The organism is Lentibacillus songyuanensis (assembly GCF_039548255.1).
Lineage (GTDB): Bacteria > Bacillota > Bacilli > Bacillales > Amphibacillaceae > Lentibacillus_C > Lentibacillus_C songyuanensis.
In genome coordinates this window covers 262,019-280,863 of the sequence record NZ_JBCLVH010000002.1, presented here as the reverse complement: position 1 = coordinate 280,863, position 18,845 = coordinate 262,019, and the positions used below count along the sequence as shown (strand labels likewise).

The window sequence follows — 18,845 nt, the reverse complement described above, 5'->3', positions numbered from 1 at the left end:
AATTTGATAAGAGAGTGGTAACGTATGTGATAGTTAATTGATTTTTGATAAAAATGATCCATTATTGTCACTCGTACGTTAACTTGATAAAAATGATAAATAGAAAGGTGCAAGGACCAAAATCCTGTTTGTAAATATGTAAGCAGTTATTCGATTACCATTCGAAAAAAATTCATGTTTCGTTCACACAATATCCATTGCTTCACAATGATGTTATTGGTACATTTATGTTGTTAGAGTTTGTTTGAAATTGTTACAAATTTTCATGGATGGAGGGGTGTGGGTGTTACCGATAGAACGGCAAAAACGAATTCAATCGCTAATAAAAGAGAAGCAATACTTGAAGATTGCAGAATTAAGTGAGTTGCTTGGGGTATCTGAAATGACGGTGCATCGCGATATCAAGCCGTTAATTGACGAAGGACGGGTAATAAAAACATTTGGCGGTATTACATTGGCGAATGAACAGCCAATGAACAGCGCTTATCCAAATTCTTGTGTATTCTGTAGCCGGCAATTAAGTGAACGATTAGTTTATCGGCTGATTCTTGTCAATCAGCAAATGGAAGAGGCATGCTGTGCGCACTGTGGTCTGTTGCGTCACCACCAACTGGGCGATGACGTAATGCAGGCAATATGCCCTGATTTCTTAACACAAACGATTATCAGTGCATCAAAAGCCTGGTATGTCATGGATTCGACCATTCAAATCGGCTGCTGTCAACCACAAGTTTTACCATTTGAGTGGAACGAACATGCCAAACGTTTTGTCACTGGCTTTGGTGGGGTCATTTACTCATTTCAGGAAGCGAAAGAGCATGTGTTTCAACGGATGACAGGAGATAATCCATCTCAATGTCACCATAGTGAATAGGAGGAAAACCGATGAAAAAGTTTGTTTTGATGATGGTGCTATTGGCTATGGTCATACTTGCAGCGTGCAGCAATGATGAAGACAGCAGTGATTCAGATGAGGTGAAGATGCTAGACCCAGATTTTTCAGTTCCGGCAACAGCAAAGGTTGGGGAACCAGTGGAATTTAAGGTAACGGTAACCTACGGTGGAGAAAAAGAAACGGATGCTGACAAGGTCGTTTTTGAATACTGGGAAAAGGATAAAGAGGACGACTCCACCAAGGTTGACGCAAAAAACAATCAGGACGGTACGTATACGGCCGAGATTACATTTGAAAAACCAGGCGAATACGAAATGTATTCCCACATTGATGCGGAAGGCCTGCATACGATGCCGAAAAAGTCTATGGTAGTTGAAAAGTAATCATGTGAAAGTATGTGAAAAGCGGATATATTGTCTATGGTTCACGCGGGAGCAGACAACTGTTATGGAATCTAACGCGAATATTCTTTATTCAGGGAATAAAGCGAGTGAACTCTATAAGCCATGTTAGGATGCTAGTTATATTTTTTAAAAATGATTTAATTCCACTCTAAGGGTTAGCGTTCAATCAAAAAAGATAAGTGGTAGTTAACCGCATGATAAAGGTCCGATTTTGTTCGAGCATGGCCTGGAACGTCTGTTTCTGCTAGAAACCCTACTTAATGAATTTTTACTTTATGGGAGGTGATTACAATCGATCGTACAAAAGGTGGTTTGTTACAAAGTAATGTGTTTAGTTGGTGCGTAAAGGTAGTAGCTTTATTTGTTGGAGTCTGGCTTGTCTTTTCCTATACCCCAACGGCGGAGGCACATTCAACGCTGCTGGAAAAAACGCCAGCTGAAAAAGTAGTGACAGACAAATCTCCGTCCACCTTAAAGTTGCGTTTTAATGAACCGATCGAAAAAGATTTGGCTACGGTAACTATTTATGATTGGAATGCAAAACCAGTCTTTACTGGTAACCCAGACGAAAAGGGACCAAAAAGAGCCCCGCTGCTTGAGTTTACGCTTCCAAAGCTAAAACAGGGAACGTATACGGTTCAATGGAATGTTGTATCATTGGATGGTCATCCGGTTGCCGGTTCTTATTCATTTGCTGTTGGTAAGGCGACAGCAGGTGGAGCGAAGTCAATCGCAGCTTCCGGGGATAAGGAAGGTCTTTTAATTGCCGCCCGTACAGTTGGGGAAGGCTTGTTACTATTGGGGGCGGGTCTGTTTTGGTTTGGCTGGTTGGCTGAAAGACGTCATTTCCCAAGCCTTGAGGTACTTGTTAAGCGGGGGAGACGTATCGGCGCCATTGTTCTTGTTTTGGGAACGATTGCTGAACTGGCGGCCTATGCAACTTCATTGCCACCAGGTTTGATTCAAACAGTATTCAAAGGGCGGTGGGATTTATTACTTGACTTTCCGTTTGTGCTCATGTTGTTTGCTCAATTGGTTGCTTTAATTATGTTGCTAATACCAGGAATGGTTTATGGCTGGCGTTTGTTTATGTGGTTTGCTCTGGCTATCATACCAGCTTTTGGCGGGCATGTCTGGGGTATGGAAAGCCCGGCGCTTGCTGTTATTCCGCGAATTGTTCACCTGTTGTCACTGGCGTTTTGGCTTGGTGCACTTGCGTATGTTATATTACTTGTCCGTTGGCAAAAAAAACATAGTCAAGATATTGCATGGAGAGAATTCCGGCCATTTTTTGTCAACAAAATGATGGTCGCTTCCATTCTGGTTGTTATTTCTGGCGTGATCATGGTATTTCTCCAAACCGGTTGGACGGCTGTCATTACCGACTGGATGAGATGGAGTACGTTATTACTATTTAAAATCATCCTGACAATGCTCATGATTTGTTTGGCATTATACCAAACACTTAAATGGAAAAAACGGAAGAACTTCACCACATCACGACATGTTCGTGTGGAATGGATTGCTGGTTTGATTATCATCTTATTGGGTGTGTGGATGAGTCAAACTGCATACCCGGTTGCGGTCAAACCCTATGATACAACGTTGAAGGATGGTCAGGCAAAAGCAGAAGTATATATTGGTAAGTTACAGATGGGCGATCAAAAAATGACGGTAGACATTCCTGAGGTAAATGGTGACGTACCGGATGCAGTAATGGTTGAAGCTTCGATGCCGGATCATGGAATGACATCTGGACCGCTAGAAGCCAAAAAGGGGAAGTCTGGTAAATATCAAGTAGAATTGCCATTATCTATGTCGGGAACGTGGCGTCTGGATATCCGTGCAACATATCAAGGTGGTGAAAAAATCGAGTGGACGGACGATGACATATTTGTTGCAGGAACTGGTAATGGGTAACAAGTAAATGAATTCATATTATTATTGGAGGTTTTACAAATGATGAACAAGAAAAAATGGTTTGTGCCGTTAATGGCAATTTTCTTCTTGCTAGTTGCGGCACCTATTGCAGAAGCACATGTAACCGTACATCCTGGGGAAAGTTCGACTAATGCGTATGAGAAATACACCGTAAGGATTCCAGTGGAAAAAGATGCGAATACTACAAAGGTTGAATTGGTCGTTCCAGAAGGGGTAAATCTTGTTTCCGTATTGCCGATGGAAGGATGGAAATACAAACTGGATAAAGATGAAAATGATATGATCTCAAAAGTTACGTGGACGGCAAAGGATAAAGGAATTGGACCAAATGAATTTATCGAGTTTGCGTTTATCGGTGCAAATCCTGATGAGCCTGGAGAATTTAGCTGGGAAGCGCATCAGACCTATGACGATGGTTCGGTTGTAGATTGGGACGGCCCGCCAGATGCTGATGAACCAGCTTCGGTAACAAAGGTTGTCAAAGGTGATGCTGTTGCAGAACATGACGATAATGCAACAGCGGATACAAAGGAATCGGATGAATCCGATGATAGCAGTTCTACATCTGGAACCGGTGGCTGGCTGCCGACGACTCTTGCAGTAGTAGCGATACTGCTTGCATTAATCAGTCTTTTCCGTAAACGGGTATAAATGAAATTTTGGTTATTATTTGATTTCATCTCCATATAATGAATAAAGGTGACAGTTCCATAGGAACTGTCACCTTTCATGCTGATGTTCATGGTGGTGCATCTCGTGATGATAATTACACATGAGCGATTCCTTGTGTGGATGCGTATCGTTTTCCAATTGGATGGTAACATGGCCAATTTCTTTAGCCTTTAACTTGTGTTCAATCGCTCTTAGTAATGTCTGGCTTTCCTGAACGGTTAGATAACCATTAACGACTGCGTGACAGGACAAAGCATTCTGCCCGCTGGTAATACTCCAAACGTGCAAATCATGAATGCTGTTAATACCTTGTACGTTCTCTATCGTCGCAATAATGTCATTCAGTTCAATGTTCTTTGGTGTGCCTTCCATGAGAACATGGGCCGCATCCTTGGCAACACGAAAACCACTGATTAAGATGAGCACTGCGACAAGAATGCTTGCAAGCGGGTCGGCCCACTGCCATTGGAAGAACATAATCAAAAGTGCTGCAATAATCGCGCCAACAGATCCGAGCAAATCACCCAGGACGTGCAGAAATGCGGCACGTAAATTTAAATTCTCCTCTGTATCGCCACGCATCAATATCCAGGCAACAAGAACATTTACCAAAAGACCGATAACGGCAATAATTAGCATGCCTGTAGATGCAACACCAGCAGGAGAAGAGAACCGCTGATAGGCCTCATAGAACACATAAATCGCGATAACAACTAGTGTAGCGCCATTGAACAATGCAGCTAATATTTCAAAACGCTTATAACCGTATGTTTTGCTATAGTTGGCCATTTTTTCACCCATGATGAAGGCGAGAACTCCGACACCTAGTGAGATTGCATCGCTTAGCATATGTCCGGCATCCGATAATAATGCCAGACTATTGGTAAGATATCCGCCAATTGCTTCCATAATCATGTAGGCAGCAGTAATGATAAAACTGATCGTTAATGCTTTTTTATTGGCACCATGTGTATGATCATGGCTGTGGTCATGTCCCATTGTCAAACCTCCAATCTAATTGTGAGAAGCATGTTCAATGGTTTGTTTGAGTATATCCATTACATGTTCATCGTCGTGGGAATAGTACAATGTTGTTCCTTCTCTTTGGAAGGTTACAAGTCGCAAATTCTTCAAAAAGCGCAGCTGGTGGGATACGGTTGACTGTCTTAGGTGCAGACTGCTGGCAATCTCGTTAACCGAGTATGGTTTATGAAACAGCAAATGGAGGATGCGAATCCGTGTGGGATCACCCAATGCTTTGAATGTCTGCGATACAATGAATAATGTTTCTTCATCAAGATCAATATATTTTTCTTTTCCCACTTTCGATTTATCCATAGCATTCCCTCACTTTTGTCTTTTAAAATCAATATATGAATATATTCTCATATAATGATGTTGTATGCAAGTTACTTCCCTTTGTCAAAGCTAAATAACATAATAGAAATTGTAATGAAGAATGGAGGTAATATAATGAACAATCTAAATGAGAAAACAGCAATCGTGACTGGAGCGAGCAGTGGAATCGGTGCGGCGACTGCTAAATATCTGGCAAATGAAGGGGTCAATGTTGTGTTAGCTGCACGACGTCAGGATAAATTGGAGCGCATCGTGAAATTAATCAATGAACAGGGTAAAGCACAAGCGATCCCGGTTGTGACCGACGTATCCAACCAAGGTGATGTCAGCGCCCTTGTTGCAAAAGCAAAGGACACATTTGGGAACATTGATATCTACGTTAATAATGCTGGGGCTGTTTTGTCAGGGAGCTTACGAGCTGGTGATGTGGAGGCTTGGGAAACAATGATTGACGTAAACATAAAAGGCGTATTGTATGGTATCCATGCTGTATTGCCGAACATGCTTAAACGCTCGGAAGGTCATATTATTAACATTTCTTCCGTTTCCGGTCACGAAGTCACAAAAACGAGTGCGGTCTATAGTGCAACTAAATATGCTGTACGAGCACTGTCCATGAGTATGGAAAAAGAATTGGCAAAGACTGGCGTACGGGTTACGAATATTTCCCCAGGAATGGTAAATACTGAAATTTTCTCAGGTGACGCAGCTGAGCGAAAGCCATTGGAACCTGATGATATTGCCCGGGCAATTGTATATGCGCTGAAACAGCCTAACTATGTGAATGTGAACGAAATCATAGTGCGTCCTGTTTAATGGAGACGGTCCCTCATCAATGGATTAAGGTGATGAGGGAGTGTCCACGATAGCGTTAATCGCGGGATAACGTTTTTCAAAATTAAGGTGAACAACTTCCCATAAATAAAACGAGGCGATGGAAAAGTGAGGATCCCATAAAGCTGCCTTGTCCACCAAAATTTGTCTACGATAGGTCTTGTCCACTTGGTAAAGCCACTTTGCGCCACGTTGGATTCCAATATCATCGAGCGATAACACGTTCATTCTTCCAAGAGAAAAGATTAAAAACATTTCAGCAGTCCATTTACCTATCCCTTTAATACTCGTGAGTTTTTTTAAGATTTGGCTGTTATCTTGGGTTTCTATCGCTGTAAGATCAAGTTCTGTGTTTTCAACCTTTTGTGCAAGATCACGTAAATAGATAATTTTCCTTCCAGATAAACCGATGGACCGAAGCGTTGAATCATCAGCTGATAGCAATTTTTCAGCAGTAATGTGGTGATTCATTTGTGTATCAAGCCGATCATAGATAGCATTGGCCGCTGCAACGGAAATCTGCTGTCCAATCATTGACCGTACCAATGATTGAAAATAGTTTGGCCGTAATTCAATTTCCAAATCGCCGATAATGGTGATTAATTTCCCTATGGTGGGATCCTTTTGGCATAGATCAGCAACTGCTGGGTCGTTGGCTGTAATCCGTAGTTTTTCCATCGTCATCCTCCATTCGAAACGGGACTAAAATATGTTGAATTCACAAGCATATCAACTGGATCGTTATTCCTATTTATTAGCATATAATTTTATTAGCTTAAATACAAAAACTTTGATATGATGGATTATATTGTTACATATATAGTTTGTAATTATATATTCTATTGCAAATATATGAAAATGAAAGGTGGACATGTATATGAACAAACCAAAAATTGTTGTCCTTGGTGCAGGCTATGCGGGTATGATGACAACAAAAAAATTAACGCAAAATCTTGGGGTTGACGAAGCAGAGATTGTTCTCGTCAATAAACACAATTATCATTATGAAACGACCTGGTTACATGAAGTAGCTGCGGGAACTATTAATCATAACCAAGCGCGTTTTATGATCAGCGATGTGCTTAATCCAAACCGTGTGCGTTTAATTTATGATGCTGTGGTTGAAGTGAAACAGGATGAAAATCTTGTTGTACTGGAAAACAGTGAAATATCCTATGATTACTTGGTAATTTCACTTGGCTTTGTAACCAATACGTTCGGAATTAAGGGTATGGAAGAAAACGCTTTCTTTATTCAGGATATTGATTCTTGCCAATTGATCCGCGAGCACATGGAATACCAATTCGCTCAATATAAGAATGGAGAAGAACAAAATGAGGATAGCTTAACCATCCTGGTTGGCGGTGGCGGATTCACTGGTATTGAATATGCTGGTGAACTTGTTGAACGTGTACCACAACTATGCAAGAAATATGATATTGACCGCAGCAAGGTTCGCATCATTAATGTGGAAGCTATGCCATCTATTATGCCTGGCTTTGATAAAGACTTGGTTGCCTACGCGAAAAAGTCATTGCAGGAGCGTGGCGTGGAATTTCGTGAGGGTACCGCTATTAAGGAATGCAAAAAAGATTGCTTTATTGTTGGCGATGACAATGAGGAAATCAAAGCAGGTACAATCGTTTGGACAGGTGGGGTTACTGGGAACCCGATCCTCGCAAAATCCGGTTTTGAGCTTACGAAAGGTAAAGTAACAGTAAATGGTGATTTACGTGCTCCTGGTACAGATAACATTTTCATTATTGGGGACTGTGCATGGGTTATGAATGAGAAAGAAGGACGTCCATTCCCGCCTACTGCACAAGCAGCAATACAACATGGAACAACTTGTGCCAACAATATAAAAGCCCTGCTTCACAATGAACCGTTAACTAACTTTGAGTTCGATGATAAAGGAACAGTTGCATCACTTGGAGTAACCGATGCCATGGGAACTGTATTCTCAGGTACAAAATTATTTGGTAAATCTGCTGCAACAATGAAGAAGGTAGTTGATAATCGTTCATTGTTCTTGCAAGGCGGAGTAAAATTACTTCTTAAAAAAGGGAAGGTACGTCCATTTTAAGTAGTCACGCCGTTGGAAGAAGAACCATAAAGGGGAGGTCAAAATAATGAAAAAAGGTACATTATATTTTCTTTTAGCTGCAATGGCGTCCATCGTTGGATATGCCTTAGCGAGCCGAAGTATGGAAAATTCACGTGATTTTCGCTAATTAATATAAATATCACCACTTTAAAGAACTTCTTACCACGGTAAGGAGTTCTTTTAAAATTAAAGCATAACATTGGTATTTTTTTGGCAAAAGAGGCATGATAGGTTTGGGGATAAAAGATACATTGCTCAAGTTTAAAAACCAATAATATAAGGGGAGATTGGCATGAGTATTGGGCTTATTGTGTTTCTGGTTGTATTGTGTCTTGCTGCATTATTAGGAACTATGTTGGCATTTAAACAGGAAGAAAAGAAAATGAAAAAGTATGAGGAAGAAGGCGATAGTGTAGAAGCCCAGTTGAAGCGATCGCATGATTATGAAACAAGCTCGTTGAAATCAAATATTCCTCTACAGATTGTCATATACAGTGTCACGATTATCGGTTCCTTAATCGTCTTTGCTTTTTATGTCTTTTAATAGTTTGTTGATTGCTTCACATACATCGGATCCAATACCCGGTGTATTTTTTTCATGAAATTGCTGCTTTGTCCAATACTATATACAGGAGGTTGAGACACATGAAGTCTTTAACGTTATCATTTCTGTTAGTAATGGTACCAATGGCAGCAATACCAAATGAATTGGCAATAACCGATCATGATAAAGTTTTGACAACTGTTACACGGGACCATTTTACGATTCCATTTATGGATGGTCCATTCATTGATAAGAAGAAACTGGAACTGCTCGTGGATAATCTGGAGGAGAAGGTGTATCAAAAACCCGTAGATGCACAAATCGATGACCAAGGTCAAATTATTGCAGAGCGCCCGGGTTATGCACTTGATAAGGATAAATTTCTTGAGCAGTTTCAATCGTTTGTTTATGAAGGAAAGCCCACGAAGGTAAAGGTATTGAAAAGGCCTGTTCATCCACGAGTGGATAGTGAACTACTCGCGACAATACGTGAAAAGAAAATTGGAAGTTATTCGACCCGGTTTCGGCAAAGTAATAAGGAACGTTCAAACAATATTCAATTGGCGGCAGAAGCGATCAATAATTATGTATTGTTTCCCAATGAGACATTCTCTTTTAATAAAGTGGTCGGAAAGCGGACGAAGGAAAAAGGATATATGCGGGCGCCGGTTATCGTAAAAGGAGAATTAGCGGAGGATATTGGTGGAGGAATCTGTCAGGTATCATCCACATTATACAATGCAGTTGATCTTGCTGGGATAGAAATTGTCGAACGTTACTCGCACAGTCGCAGTGTTCCATACGTTCCGCCAGGCCGGGATGCGACGGTTAGCTGGTATGGGCCGGATTTTGTGTTTACAAACAAAGCACATCAGCCGATCTTAATTCGGGCTAAGGCGAGTCATGGAAACATGATGATCAACGTTTATTCAGCTGATACTCCAAACCAGTAGTATTAGCTTCATACATAAAACGGGATTATCTTCTTTCTTTCATACCAATTAATGATTATTTGATGACAATAACGGTGAATTTACAGCAACATCATCCTTTTTTCGTTAAAATATGATTAGAAGGGTTATTATGTTAGATATAGGAGATGTTGTTATTGGCAAATATAGATATTTTAAATTTGGAAGAGCAATTTGAACAGGTGAAAAATCAGACAAATCAAGCCGATTTACTTGTATTGCTAGAGGAAATTAAACGGAATCATTTTCCGAATGTATTATCTAAATCAGCCCAATATCGGGAAAAATATCGGGACGACAACCAGCTTGTCAAGTTATTATTGCTGATTGAAGCAGTTAGTCATGCTCAAATCGGCGAGTATAAACAAGCGACAGCAATTATGGAAGGCTTATATGCAAAAGCGGATGATTTAACCGGCAGTGAATTGGTCGTATTTGGGGAGCTCGCCTTTATGAGTGATTATAAACTTGCCAGGCGAATTCTTTCTGATGCAGTGAAACGAATGGAGGAGGCAGAACCGGATCGGATTAAACTTGCTCGAGGGTACTTAGTGTTAGGCGAATCAGAGGAGAAATTAGAGAAATTCACCCGGGCGATTAAATATTATAAACAAGGGTTGACCTATTTTCAGGATGATGATATCCGTGATCAGTATATGATGTTATATTTACATTTTAAAATCGGCATGCTTTATTCAACCAAAGATGAGCATGAGCAGGCAATTGAATATTTGGAAAAAGCTGTGGAGTTAGCCGATGAACATGTTGAGATGAAAATCAATAGCCTGGTAAGTTTGGCAAAAATTTATGGCAGCAAAAATGAGGAGGAAGAAGCCTTCCGATACTTGCAAGAAGCAATGCCATTGATTGCAGGATCAAAGCTCGAGGGAAGTCTTGTACATGCGGAAGCGTTAATTGAAATGGCCTTTTATTACTTTAATAACGCACAACTGGATGAAGCCGTTCCATATTATGAACAGGCAATCGACATGTATAAAAAATCTTTCGAGAAGTCTTCCCGGAAGTTGGGAATGGTGTACATGCAGTATGCGTATTGCTTAGAGCATAAGGAAAAGGAGGATAAACATCGAGCTGGTATGAACTATGAGCGTGCGATTGAGCAGCTGGAAAAAACAAAGGATCGGGAGCTGCTGGAAAACGCATATGCAGATGTCATTGCATTTTTCGATGCAACAAACAACAACAAGAAAAAGCGTTTTTTTGAAGAGAAATATGTAAAAATGATCAATGGTTAAGATCTGGTACATGTGGATAACTGATTAGGTCGATGATTGATTATTATCGGTTGATGTACGTACATTTAGGTTGATGTTTTCACATTTTTAGCTGATGCTGGCATAATAAGGTCGATAATTATACGTATGTGGTTGAAGTTTACGAAAATAGGTTGATATGCAAAAACTCTGGGTCGATGCAACCATTCTGCACTAGCACTTGTAAATAAAAAGCTGGCATCCATATTCGGATACCAGTTTTTCTGTTTGCAATAAAGCGAAAGTTCATTCAGTAGGGTCTTGCTTCCCGTTAAGGCGGATAAAACGCATCAACTTTGTTTCATTCGAATCCAGTTTATCAAACCGCCTTGCAACACCAGGTCCACCTGTCGCTCGGATAATGAATGCCTTACCTTAATCGGTTTATCTTTTCCTTTCACAGATACATGAAATTCCTGCTGTTGTTGAATCGTGCTGCGTAAGTTTCGTAGTTCAAGTACATTCTCCTGGGCGAGCTGTTGATAATCTTCTTCATTTGTAAACGTTAATGGCAGTATCCCAAAGTTAATGAGGTTTTGCCAGTGGATACGGGCATAGTCCTTTGCAATGACAACGCGGAGTCCCAGGTATCTGGGGGCAAGTGCCGCATGTTCGCGACTTGACCCTTGGCCATAATTATAACCGCCGATGATAGCGTGTCCGCCTTTTTCTTTTGCAACCATACTGCGCTCATAATAGGTTGGATCGATTTGTTCATACGTAAATTTACTAATTTCCGGCAGATTACTACGAAATGGAAGAACTCGTGCACCTCCAGCAAGTATTTCATCCGTTGAAATGTTGTCTCCAACATGTAATAAAATGGGAAGGTCCAGCTGATCAGGTAATGCATCCATTTCGGGAATGGAAACAATATTAGGACCCTTCACTAAAGAAACCCGCTGTGCTTCGTTATAAGGGAGCGGGTTCGCCATCAAGCGGTCATCCACCGAAGCGGTCGTTGGTTCGTTTACTTTTGGGTAGTCAAAATCCAGTGTTCTAGGATCTGTAATTCTTCCGGTAAGTGCGGATGCTGCTGTTGTTTCCGGACTTGCCAGATAGACACTATCTTCTTTCGTTCCCGACCGTCCGGGGAAATTTCTTGGTGTGGTTCGTAAACTATTATGTCCTGATGCAGGTGCCTGTCCCATGCCAATGCAGCCATTGCAGCCAGCTTGATGCAAACGTGCCCCAGCTTGCAGCAAGCTGGCAATATGAAGCTCTTTTACTAGATTTGTCAGCATTTGTCTGGAGGTTGGATTAATGTCAAATGACATCCCAGGAGCAATTTTTCTTTCTTTCACGATCTCAGCGGCGATGGCAAAATCACGATATCCCGGGTTTGCCGATGATCCAATATATGATTGATAGATTGGTGTTTCCTCCAGTTCCCTGACTTTGACGACGTTTCCGGGACTGGAGGGCTTTGCAACCATTGGCTCCAATTCAGAAAGATTTATGGTATCATGTAAGTCATAGATAGCATCAGAGTCTGCAGATAGCTCGACCCAGTCAACTTCTCGATTTTGCTGCTTAAGGAAGTTTTTGATCGCTTCATCTGACGGAAATACAGTTGCGGTCGCTCCAAGCTCGGCGCCCATATTCGCAATCACATGCCGATCCATGGCGGAGAGGTGCTGTAATCCGGGTCCATAGTATTCAAAGATTTTACCAACACCACCTTTTACATCGTACCGACGCAGCATCTCCAGGATGACGTCTTTTGCACTGACCCAATCAGGGAGCTCACCAGTAAGTTCGACACCGAAAATTTCCGGCATCTTAATATAAATGGCTTCTCCAGCTATTGCCATGGCAACATCGATACCCCCAGCACCAATGGCCAGCATTCCCATAGCGCCATTTGCACACGTATGACTATCTGCCCCTAGTAATGTTTTTCCAGGTTTAGCCAAACGTTGCATGTGAACAGGGTGACTAACTCCATTTCCTGGACGGCTGTAATGAATCCCAAAGCGCTGTGCAGCACTTTCCAAAAACAAGTGATCATCCGGATTTTTATTGTCTACTTGAATTAGGTTATGGTCTACATATTGAGCCGATATTTGCGTTTTTGCATAGTCCAGCCCCATTGCTTCCAGTTCCAGCATCACCATTGTACCTGTGGCATCCTGTGTTAGTGTTTGATCAATTTTTAACCCAATTTCTTCGCCTTTTGTAAGTGCACCAGATACTAAATGATCTTTAATAAGTTTCTGTGCAACATTTAACCCCACGGTATGTATCCTCCTTTGAATTAAATTGCTTTGTTTTATGGCTATTCCTCAAATTGCACGTATTTAAACAAATGCATAGGGACACAGGAAAAGGAATTAAGAAGAATTCAACCGCTTTATTCATCAAAAATGAGCAGGAAATTAAATTCTCTGCTCATTTTTGATGAAATTATTCTTTATGTGCTTCAATTTCGATATTAATTTTGACCTTGTCACCAACTAGTACACCGCCAGTTTCAAGGGCAGCATTCCATGTTAAACCAAAGTCTCTGCGGTTGATTTCTGTGCTCCCGCTAAATCCCGCAACAGTATCACCGCTCATTGGATCCTTGTGTTGTCCTTCAAATTCTACGGCAACGGTTACCGGTTTTGTTGTGCCCCGAATGGTTAAGTCACCAGTAACATCATACTGATCTTCAGACTTTTTGGTGATGCTGGTAGCCCGAAACGTCATTTCAGGATGATTTTCTGTATCAAAGAAATCTGCAGAGCGCAGGTGATCATCACGATCAGATTTCCGTGTATCAATACTATTGACATCGATAATAAATTCAATTTCTGAATCGGTTAAATCTTCCGGGTCTGCTGTAATATTTGCTTTGAAATCGTTAAAAACACCTTTGGCTTTTGAGATCATCATATGTTTTACGACGAATTCCAACGAACTGTGAACAGGATCAACTATCCATTTTGTTTTTGCCATCATACATACCTCCTAAGTAAGTGTTATTTTGTATTTTGGTTACTTTTCATTACTAAGTATAAAATGATAAATTTGGATTGTCAATCGATTAATCCCACTTTTAATGGTACGTAATACTTACTTTATCTTCTTGTATTCCCGACATGGCCTGACCATAAACAAAACGATGCCAGTTATCACAAAAAAGCACTGGAAAATGCTATAATGAAAATAATGTAAACGAAAATGGTAGTTGGATGGAAAAATAAAGGGAGGGGTCGTTTTCGTGTATTGTACGAACTGCGGGGCAGAGATAGACAACGATGCAAATTTTTGCGCGAATTGTGGACACGTAAAAGTTGAACCTGTTTCGGCAACGCAAATGACAACAGAACCTACATCAGGCGGGCCTGATAATGAGAACGTGAGCAAGGTTGATAAGGATGAACAAGATTTTGTTGGGAATAACTATGATTTTTATTTCAAGAAATGGGGGCAAATGCGCACAAAGAATAACACATTCTCCCGAAATTGGGCAGCTTTCTTTTTAGGCATTTTTTGGCTTGGTTACCGAAAAATGTACCGTGAAGTATTTTTTATTGCACTTATTTTTTTAGGAATTGATTTCGTATTATATCTGGTTGGTTATCAATATTCGGCGGATGAATTTTATGATCCAATTGATCGCGGAATTAATCTTGGCTTAATGGTAGTTTTAGGCTTTTATGGAAACTACTTTTATCAGAAACATGTCAGGAAAAAAGTTTCATTGATTCAAAGTAAAGGGCTGCCAGACGAAGTAAAACAGATGGAACTGAAACGACAAGGAGGTGCCAGTTTCCTTGGCTGTTTATGGGCAGTTGGGATTCTCGCTATTGTTTATGTGATTCCGACAGCTTTCATTCCCATGAATTTCGATGCGGTAGGAGCAATCCAGAACAGCGCGTTTGATGAGCACCCTGATGAAACGGTTGAAGAGTTATTCATGGATGTGTTTGACGATGGGTCCTGGAAAGAAGTAACAAATGATTCTGATACGTCGGTGGTAAGGTATACAGGAGAGAAACAGATTGATAACAGTCAACATGATATTGAGATTGAATTTGTTACCGCAAATGATGAAGATATTTTTACTGTTGAACGGATTTTCGTGGATGACGAGGAATTGACTGCCGCGGAAATGAATAGCTTTCTTGACTATGTCTTTCATGGAGGACTTCAAGGTGGTGATTCCTTTGAACAGGATGATCCTGGATATATGTGGTAACAGAGGAATTGAGGGGTTGTGATGAAACAACTAAGTATTATTCCATGCGGGATAAAAAAAGTTTGGGATAAATATCCAGACACCGGTGCAGTTTCTGCAAGCAAGGCATACATTGGAACGTTCCATACCTTATGTCGCCGCTATGCGCGCACCTTTACTGATAATTATGTAATCTTATCGGCAAAGCATGGATTTTTATTTGCAGATGATATAGTTGACGGTCCATATGACGTTACCTTTAATCAAAAAAGTAATGAAATTATAACTATGGAACGCTTGCGAGAACAAGTCAGAGAAAAAGAGCTTGATCAGTATGACGAATTAATTGTATTAACAGGGAAAAAGTATAAAAAGGTAGTTTATGCCAGTTTTGGTGAGTCATTTCCGGCAGTATTTCCACTATTGAAATATAGGGGGATTGGCTATATGCAACAGGTGTTAAAGCAAGCAGTAATAGAAGGTAAAGCTATTCACTAGTTTAAAAGGTAAGGAGAATGAATACGTATGAGTCGTACCGCAATGATGCTGCTTATTTTAATCATTTATACTGTCTATGCGGCATGGAAGCACCGGACTGTGTGGCGCAGACTGACCGTCATACAAACTTTTAAAGTTGTCATAACGTTTATCATCATGTGCGCGATTGGTGGAACTTTCTTATATTTGAGCAGTCGTACCTTGACGGATGTAGTCCCCAATGAAATGATCAGCATTATTATCGAGTTTATTGTTGCCATTATTATGATAGGTTTTGGTGTTGTCATTTTTAATATTATTGTATCCCGGATAACCAATGGCATTTTACCTGTTAACCAAACGTCGAAATAGTGTATCTTGGAAAATATCATCCTGGGGGAATGAGTGTGCGAGAACTAATTGGACAATGTCAATCGTGCGGTAAAAATGTTTATTGTGAAAACGGTTTTTTTGATGGCGAACAAATAAATGGAACACTGCTATGTAACACATGCGCGAAAGATCAGGAGAAAAGCGACCAAGCTTAATTGGTCGTTTTTTTATTGGGACAATCAATTTTGTCACGCTCGTGAATCGGTTGGCAGGACGGGTCGCGAATGGAAAAGTGAATTGCCGATAAAAGTCGTGAAACCGCCGTTAACTGGTGTAATGGTAAATTTGTAAGACGAGCAGGGGTTAGGCGACTGGTTTTCTTTTGCTTATTCGTTTTTCTTCATACCCAGTCCAGGTTAGTCCTGAACCGAAGTGAGTCAAGTTTTTGGTAAGTTTCTCTCAACCTTTGTATAGACTGCTATAATCTTGACCGCGGCCCGAATACACTCCGCTTTCCGTGGGTGACCCGTGAGCCTCGGGCCAACACGATGTTGGTCATGAAGGCGTTGCGACAGGACGTCGCGCACTTAGCCTTCTATCCTTGCTTGTGACGCACTCCAGGGTCTCACTCTGGCCACGGTTCCCACAAGAGTCTACGTGTATTCGGGCCGCTCAGCGTATGAAATGGATATCTGCTTCAACTGTAAAGCTTAATTTTGAAGCTCGCCCTTTCCATACACAGAATCCCTTTTAATGCCTTGACATGGAGCCTCTGTGGGCATGGTTCGTTGTGAAAGGGGAAACTAGGGCAAATACTGTTTCCCTTCTCATACAGGCTACCAAGTTCATCACCCCATGTAAAGGCGTGGCAGCATATCGGATGATTCATATGCTACTTCATGAGCGATTCATTAAGATTGCAGTTGTGAAAATCTATTGTATCAAAGGTGAGAGTTCCTTTGTTGTATAATGCAAGGGAAATAAAGACTTTGGTTTCTCTGATAGTGGGATTCCGCTAGCGGAATCCCACTATCAGAATATTCCAGCCCCTATCTTCCTTCCCGTAAACATTTTACTCATACCATGGAAATATCGACCCATGAATGGCAACATCAACCGAATTTAAGGAAATATCGACCCATGAATGGCAACATCAACCGAATCTAAGGAAATATCGACCCATGAATGGCAACATCAACTGAATCTAAGGAAATATCGACCCATGAACGAGAGCATCAACCGAATCCGGGAAAACATCGACCCTTGAACGGCAGCATCAACCGATTCTGAGGAAACATCGACCCTTGAACAGCAACATCAACCGCATTCGAGGAAACATCGACCTACCTCACTTTCTTTCACCTGCGTATAGCGGGGTGCATAGGCTATAGCACATGCGAGGAAAGAAAGGAAGGTTTCCATGGAGTTAACAATGGCACACTGGTTATACGGGATATTCACGTTGCTTATTATTTTGACGATGATATGTAAACGTGGTGTAGTACTTCCAACGCTACTGGGAACATTTATCATTGCCGCAGTATATAACGGAAGTATCATTGATGGTTTTACAGCAATATTTAATGCAAATCTGGTTGCTGCAAAAGAATTGTTCAGCATTTTCCTGATCATTACATTTATGATCGCGCTATTACATTCGTTACATGATCTTGGTGCAGATCGGCGGATGGTGCAACCAATTCAGAAGATGATGATTAATGGGCATGTATCTTTCTTTGTTCTGGTGGTGATCACCTATGTCATTTCCCTGTTTTTCTGGCCAACACCAGCTGTACCATTAATTTGTGCTCTACTTGTTCCTGCAGCCATCCGTGCGGGGTTGCCAGCCATTACGGCTGCAGTTGCGATCGCCATAGCGGGCCAGGGAATGGCGCTGTCTTCCGATTACATTGTGCAGGTAGCACCGGGGTTATCCGCAAAATCAGCAGGAATCGAAGCCGGTACCGTTGCTGATCAGGCATTGGTATTATCACTGATTACTGGTGGGGTTGCTTTAGCTGTTGTCTACTTGTTTCATCGGAAAAAGTTCCGTAACAAAGACAGCGAATGGATTGACAAAGAGTTGAACGCATTACAAATCGATACGAATTCTGTCAATAAACCTCGTGCTGTTCATTTATCAGTCTGGAGTAAATTATTTGCCGTTCTGGTTCCAACAGCATTAATTTGTGTTGTCATTTATATGATTTATGTGAAGCTTTCTTCTGGAAGGATGAGCGGCCTGGAAGGGGGAGATGGAGCGGCATTCATTGGTGGCGTTGCCGTCATCCTTTTGCTTTTAGCAACGGTTGCCTTTGGCCGGCAGCATGCACTGGATTATATTAGTAATCATATAACCGATGGCTTTGTCTTTGCCTTTAAAGCTATGGGCCCAGTTATTCCAATTGCCGGTTTCTTCTTCCTTGGCAGTGCCGACTTTTCCGGGAGTATTTTAGGAATAGAGGAAAATGCGCCGTCATTCTTATTTGACCTCGTGGAATCATCCCAGGAATTTTTACCGCACAGTGCATGGTTGACGGCATTCAGTGTGTTGATTATCGGGATCATTACTGGATTAGATGGTTCGGGATTTTCTGGCTTACCGTTAACAGGTGCACTTGCTGCATCATTGCATCAAAGCGGGCTAGATACTGGAACACTCGCAGCCATTGGGCAAATGGGTGCCATCTGGACTGGTGGTGGAACCATTGTCGCTTGGTCCTCACTCATTGCCATTGCTGGTTTTTGTGGTGTTTCCGTCATGGAGCTGGTTCGTAAAAACTTCCTGCCGGTTATTCTAGGATTGATCATTTCGACCATCATAGCTGTGCTTATTTTGTAATCTTGTCGAGACAAGGGGGCCTTGTCG

19 protein-coding genes are annotated in these 18,845 nt (G+C 41.3%); 14 read left to right on the top strand and 5 right to left on the bottom strand.

The genetic code is table 11. The features are described from left to right. Positions 1-283 precede the first annotated feature (283 nt). The 4 genes from WMZ97_RS03415 (at position 284) to WMZ97_RS03400 (ending at position 3,891) form a co-directional block, all read left to right on the top strand. Entirely contained in the window at positions 284-874 is a 591-nt protein-coding gene (locus tag WMZ97_RS03415; protein ID WP_343270654.1) for a DeoR family transcriptional regulator, read from the top strand. 11 nt (positions 875-885) lie between these two features. Next, on the top strand, positions 886-1,278 hold the full coding sequence (locus tag WMZ97_RS03410) for a FixH family protein (RefSeq protein ID WP_343270653.1): 393 nt from the start codon (positions 886-888) through the stop codon (positions 1,276-1,278). A 333-nt stretch (positions 1,279-1,611) separates the two neighbouring features. Continuing rightward, positions 1,612-3,219, top strand: coding sequence for a copper resistance protein CopC (locus tag WMZ97_RS03405; RefSeq protein WP_343270652.1), 1,608 nt, complete (start codon positions 1,612-1,614; stop codon positions 3,217-3,219). Between the two features lie 39 nt (positions 3,220-3,258). Next, entirely contained in the window at positions 3,259-3,891 is a 633-nt protein-coding gene (locus WMZ97_RS03400) for a YcnI family copper-binding membrane protein (protein ID WP_343270651.1), read from the top strand. A 69-nt stretch (positions 3,892-3,960) separates the two neighbouring features. Here the strand turns inward: WMZ97_RS03400 and WMZ97_RS03395 are convergent, their stop codons facing one another. Both WMZ97_RS03395 and WMZ97_RS03390 read right to left on the bottom strand, forming a co-directional pair. Next, positions 3,961-4,911, bottom strand: a complete 951-nt coding sequence (locus tag WMZ97_RS03395) for a cation diffusion facilitator family transporter (RefSeq protein WP_343270650.1) — start codon at positions 4,909-4,911, stop codon at positions 3,961-3,963. A 15-nt stretch (positions 4,912-4,926) separates the two neighbouring features. Further along, the gene (locus WMZ97_RS03390) at positions 4,927-5,250 is read right to left on the bottom strand and encodes an ArsR/SmtB family transcription factor (protein ID WP_343270649.1); all 324 of its coding nucleotides are present in this window, start codon (positions 5,248-5,250) and stop codon (positions 4,927-4,929) included. A gap of 135 nt (positions 5,251-5,385) precedes the next feature. Here WMZ97_RS03390 and WMZ97_RS03385 point away from each other — a divergent pair, with 135 nt between their 5' ends. Next, positions 5,386-6,087 carry an SDR family oxidoreductase gene (locus tag WMZ97_RS03385; RefSeq protein WP_343270648.1) on the top strand — a complete coding sequence of 234 codons (702 nt, stop codon included), beginning with the start codon at positions 5,386-5,388 and terminating at the stop codon, positions 6,085-6,087. A gap of 24 nt (positions 6,088-6,111) precedes the next feature. On the opposite strand, the gene WMZ97_RS03380 is transcribed toward WMZ97_RS03385, so the two are convergent. Then, entirely contained in the window at positions 6,112-6,783 is a 672-nt protein-coding gene (locus WMZ97_RS03380; RefSeq protein WP_343270647.1) for a DNA-3-methyladenine glycosylase family protein, read from the bottom strand. A gap of 199 nt (positions 6,784-6,982) precedes the next feature. Here WMZ97_RS03380 and WMZ97_RS03375 point away from each other — a divergent pair, with 199 nt between their 5' ends. From WMZ97_RS03375 to WMZ97_RS03360, 4 genes are all read left to right on the top strand, one after another. After that, positions 6,983-8,191, top strand: a complete 1,209-nt coding sequence (locus WMZ97_RS03375) for an NAD(P)/FAD-dependent oxidoreductase (RefSeq protein WP_343270646.1) — start codon at positions 6,983-6,985, stop codon at positions 8,189-8,191. 313 nt (positions 8,192-8,504) lie between these two features. Continuing rightward, on the top strand, positions 8,505-8,756 hold the full coding sequence (locus WMZ97_RS03370) for a hypothetical protein (protein WP_343270645.1): 252 nt from the start codon (positions 8,505-8,507) through the stop codon (positions 8,754-8,756). Between the two features lie 101 nt (positions 8,757-8,857). Continuing rightward, positions 8,858-9,709 carry a VanW family protein gene (locus WMZ97_RS03365; protein ID WP_343270644.1) on the top strand — a complete coding sequence of 284 codons (852 nt, stop codon included), beginning with the start codon at positions 8,858-8,860 and terminating at the stop codon, positions 9,707-9,709. 155 nt (positions 9,710-9,864) lie between these two features. Then, positions 9,865-10,983 (top strand): tetratricopeptide repeat protein, encoded by a 1,119-nt coding sequence (locus tag WMZ97_RS03360; RefSeq protein ID WP_343270643.1) that lies wholly within the window; start codon positions 9,865-9,867, stop codon positions 10,981-10,983. Positions 10,984-11,291: 308 nt separating this feature from the next. Here WMZ97_RS03360 and WMZ97_RS03355 read toward each other — a convergent pair whose 3' ends face one another. Both WMZ97_RS03355 and WMZ97_RS03350 read right to left on the bottom strand, forming a co-directional pair. Continuing rightward, positions 11,292-13,238, bottom strand: coding sequence for an aconitate hydratase (locus tag WMZ97_RS03355; protein ID WP_343270642.1), 1,947 nt, complete (start codon positions 13,236-13,238; stop codon positions 11,292-11,294). 169 nt (positions 13,239-13,407) lie between these two features. Then, on the bottom strand, positions 13,408-13,941 hold the full coding sequence (locus tag WMZ97_RS03350; protein WP_343270794.1) for a YceI family protein: 534 nt from the start codon (positions 13,939-13,941) through the stop codon (positions 13,408-13,410). 265 nt (positions 13,942-14,206) lie between these two features. On the opposite strand from WMZ97_RS03350, the gene WMZ97_RS03345 reads away from it, so the two are divergent. The 5 genes from WMZ97_RS03345 to WMZ97_RS03325 all read left to right on the top strand — a co-directional run bounded on the left by WMZ97_RS03345 (position 14,207) and on the right by WMZ97_RS03325 (position 18,818). Next, positions 14,207-15,187, top strand: coding sequence for a DUF2628 domain-containing protein (locus WMZ97_RS03345; RefSeq protein WP_343270641.1), 981 nt, complete (start codon positions 14,207-14,209; stop codon positions 15,185-15,187). Positions 15,188-15,208: 21 nt separating this feature from the next. Further along, positions 15,209-15,664: a DUF6884 domain-containing protein gene (locus WMZ97_RS03340; protein WP_343270640.1), complete on the top strand. Its 456-nt coding sequence runs from the start codon at positions 15,209-15,211 to the stop codon at positions 15,662-15,664. Positions 15,665-15,691: 27 nt separating this feature from the next. Further along, entirely contained in the window at positions 15,692-16,015 is a 324-nt protein-coding gene (locus WMZ97_RS03335; protein ID WP_343270639.1) for a hypothetical protein, read from the top strand. A gap of 35 nt (positions 16,016-16,050) precedes the next feature. Continuing rightward, complete coding sequence (locus tag WMZ97_RS03330) at positions 16,051-16,191, top strand: hypothetical protein (RefSeq protein WP_343270799.1); 141 nt, start codon at positions 16,051-16,053, stop codon at positions 16,189-16,191. Between the two features lie 1,205 nt (positions 16,192-17,396). Beyond that, positions 17,397-18,818 carry a hypothetical protein gene (locus tag WMZ97_RS03325; RefSeq protein ID WP_343270638.1) on the top strand — a complete coding sequence of 474 codons (1,422 nt, stop codon included), beginning with the start codon at positions 17,397-17,399 and terminating at the stop codon, positions 18,816-18,818. The last annotated feature ends 27 nt before the right edge of the window (positions 18,819-18,845 follow it).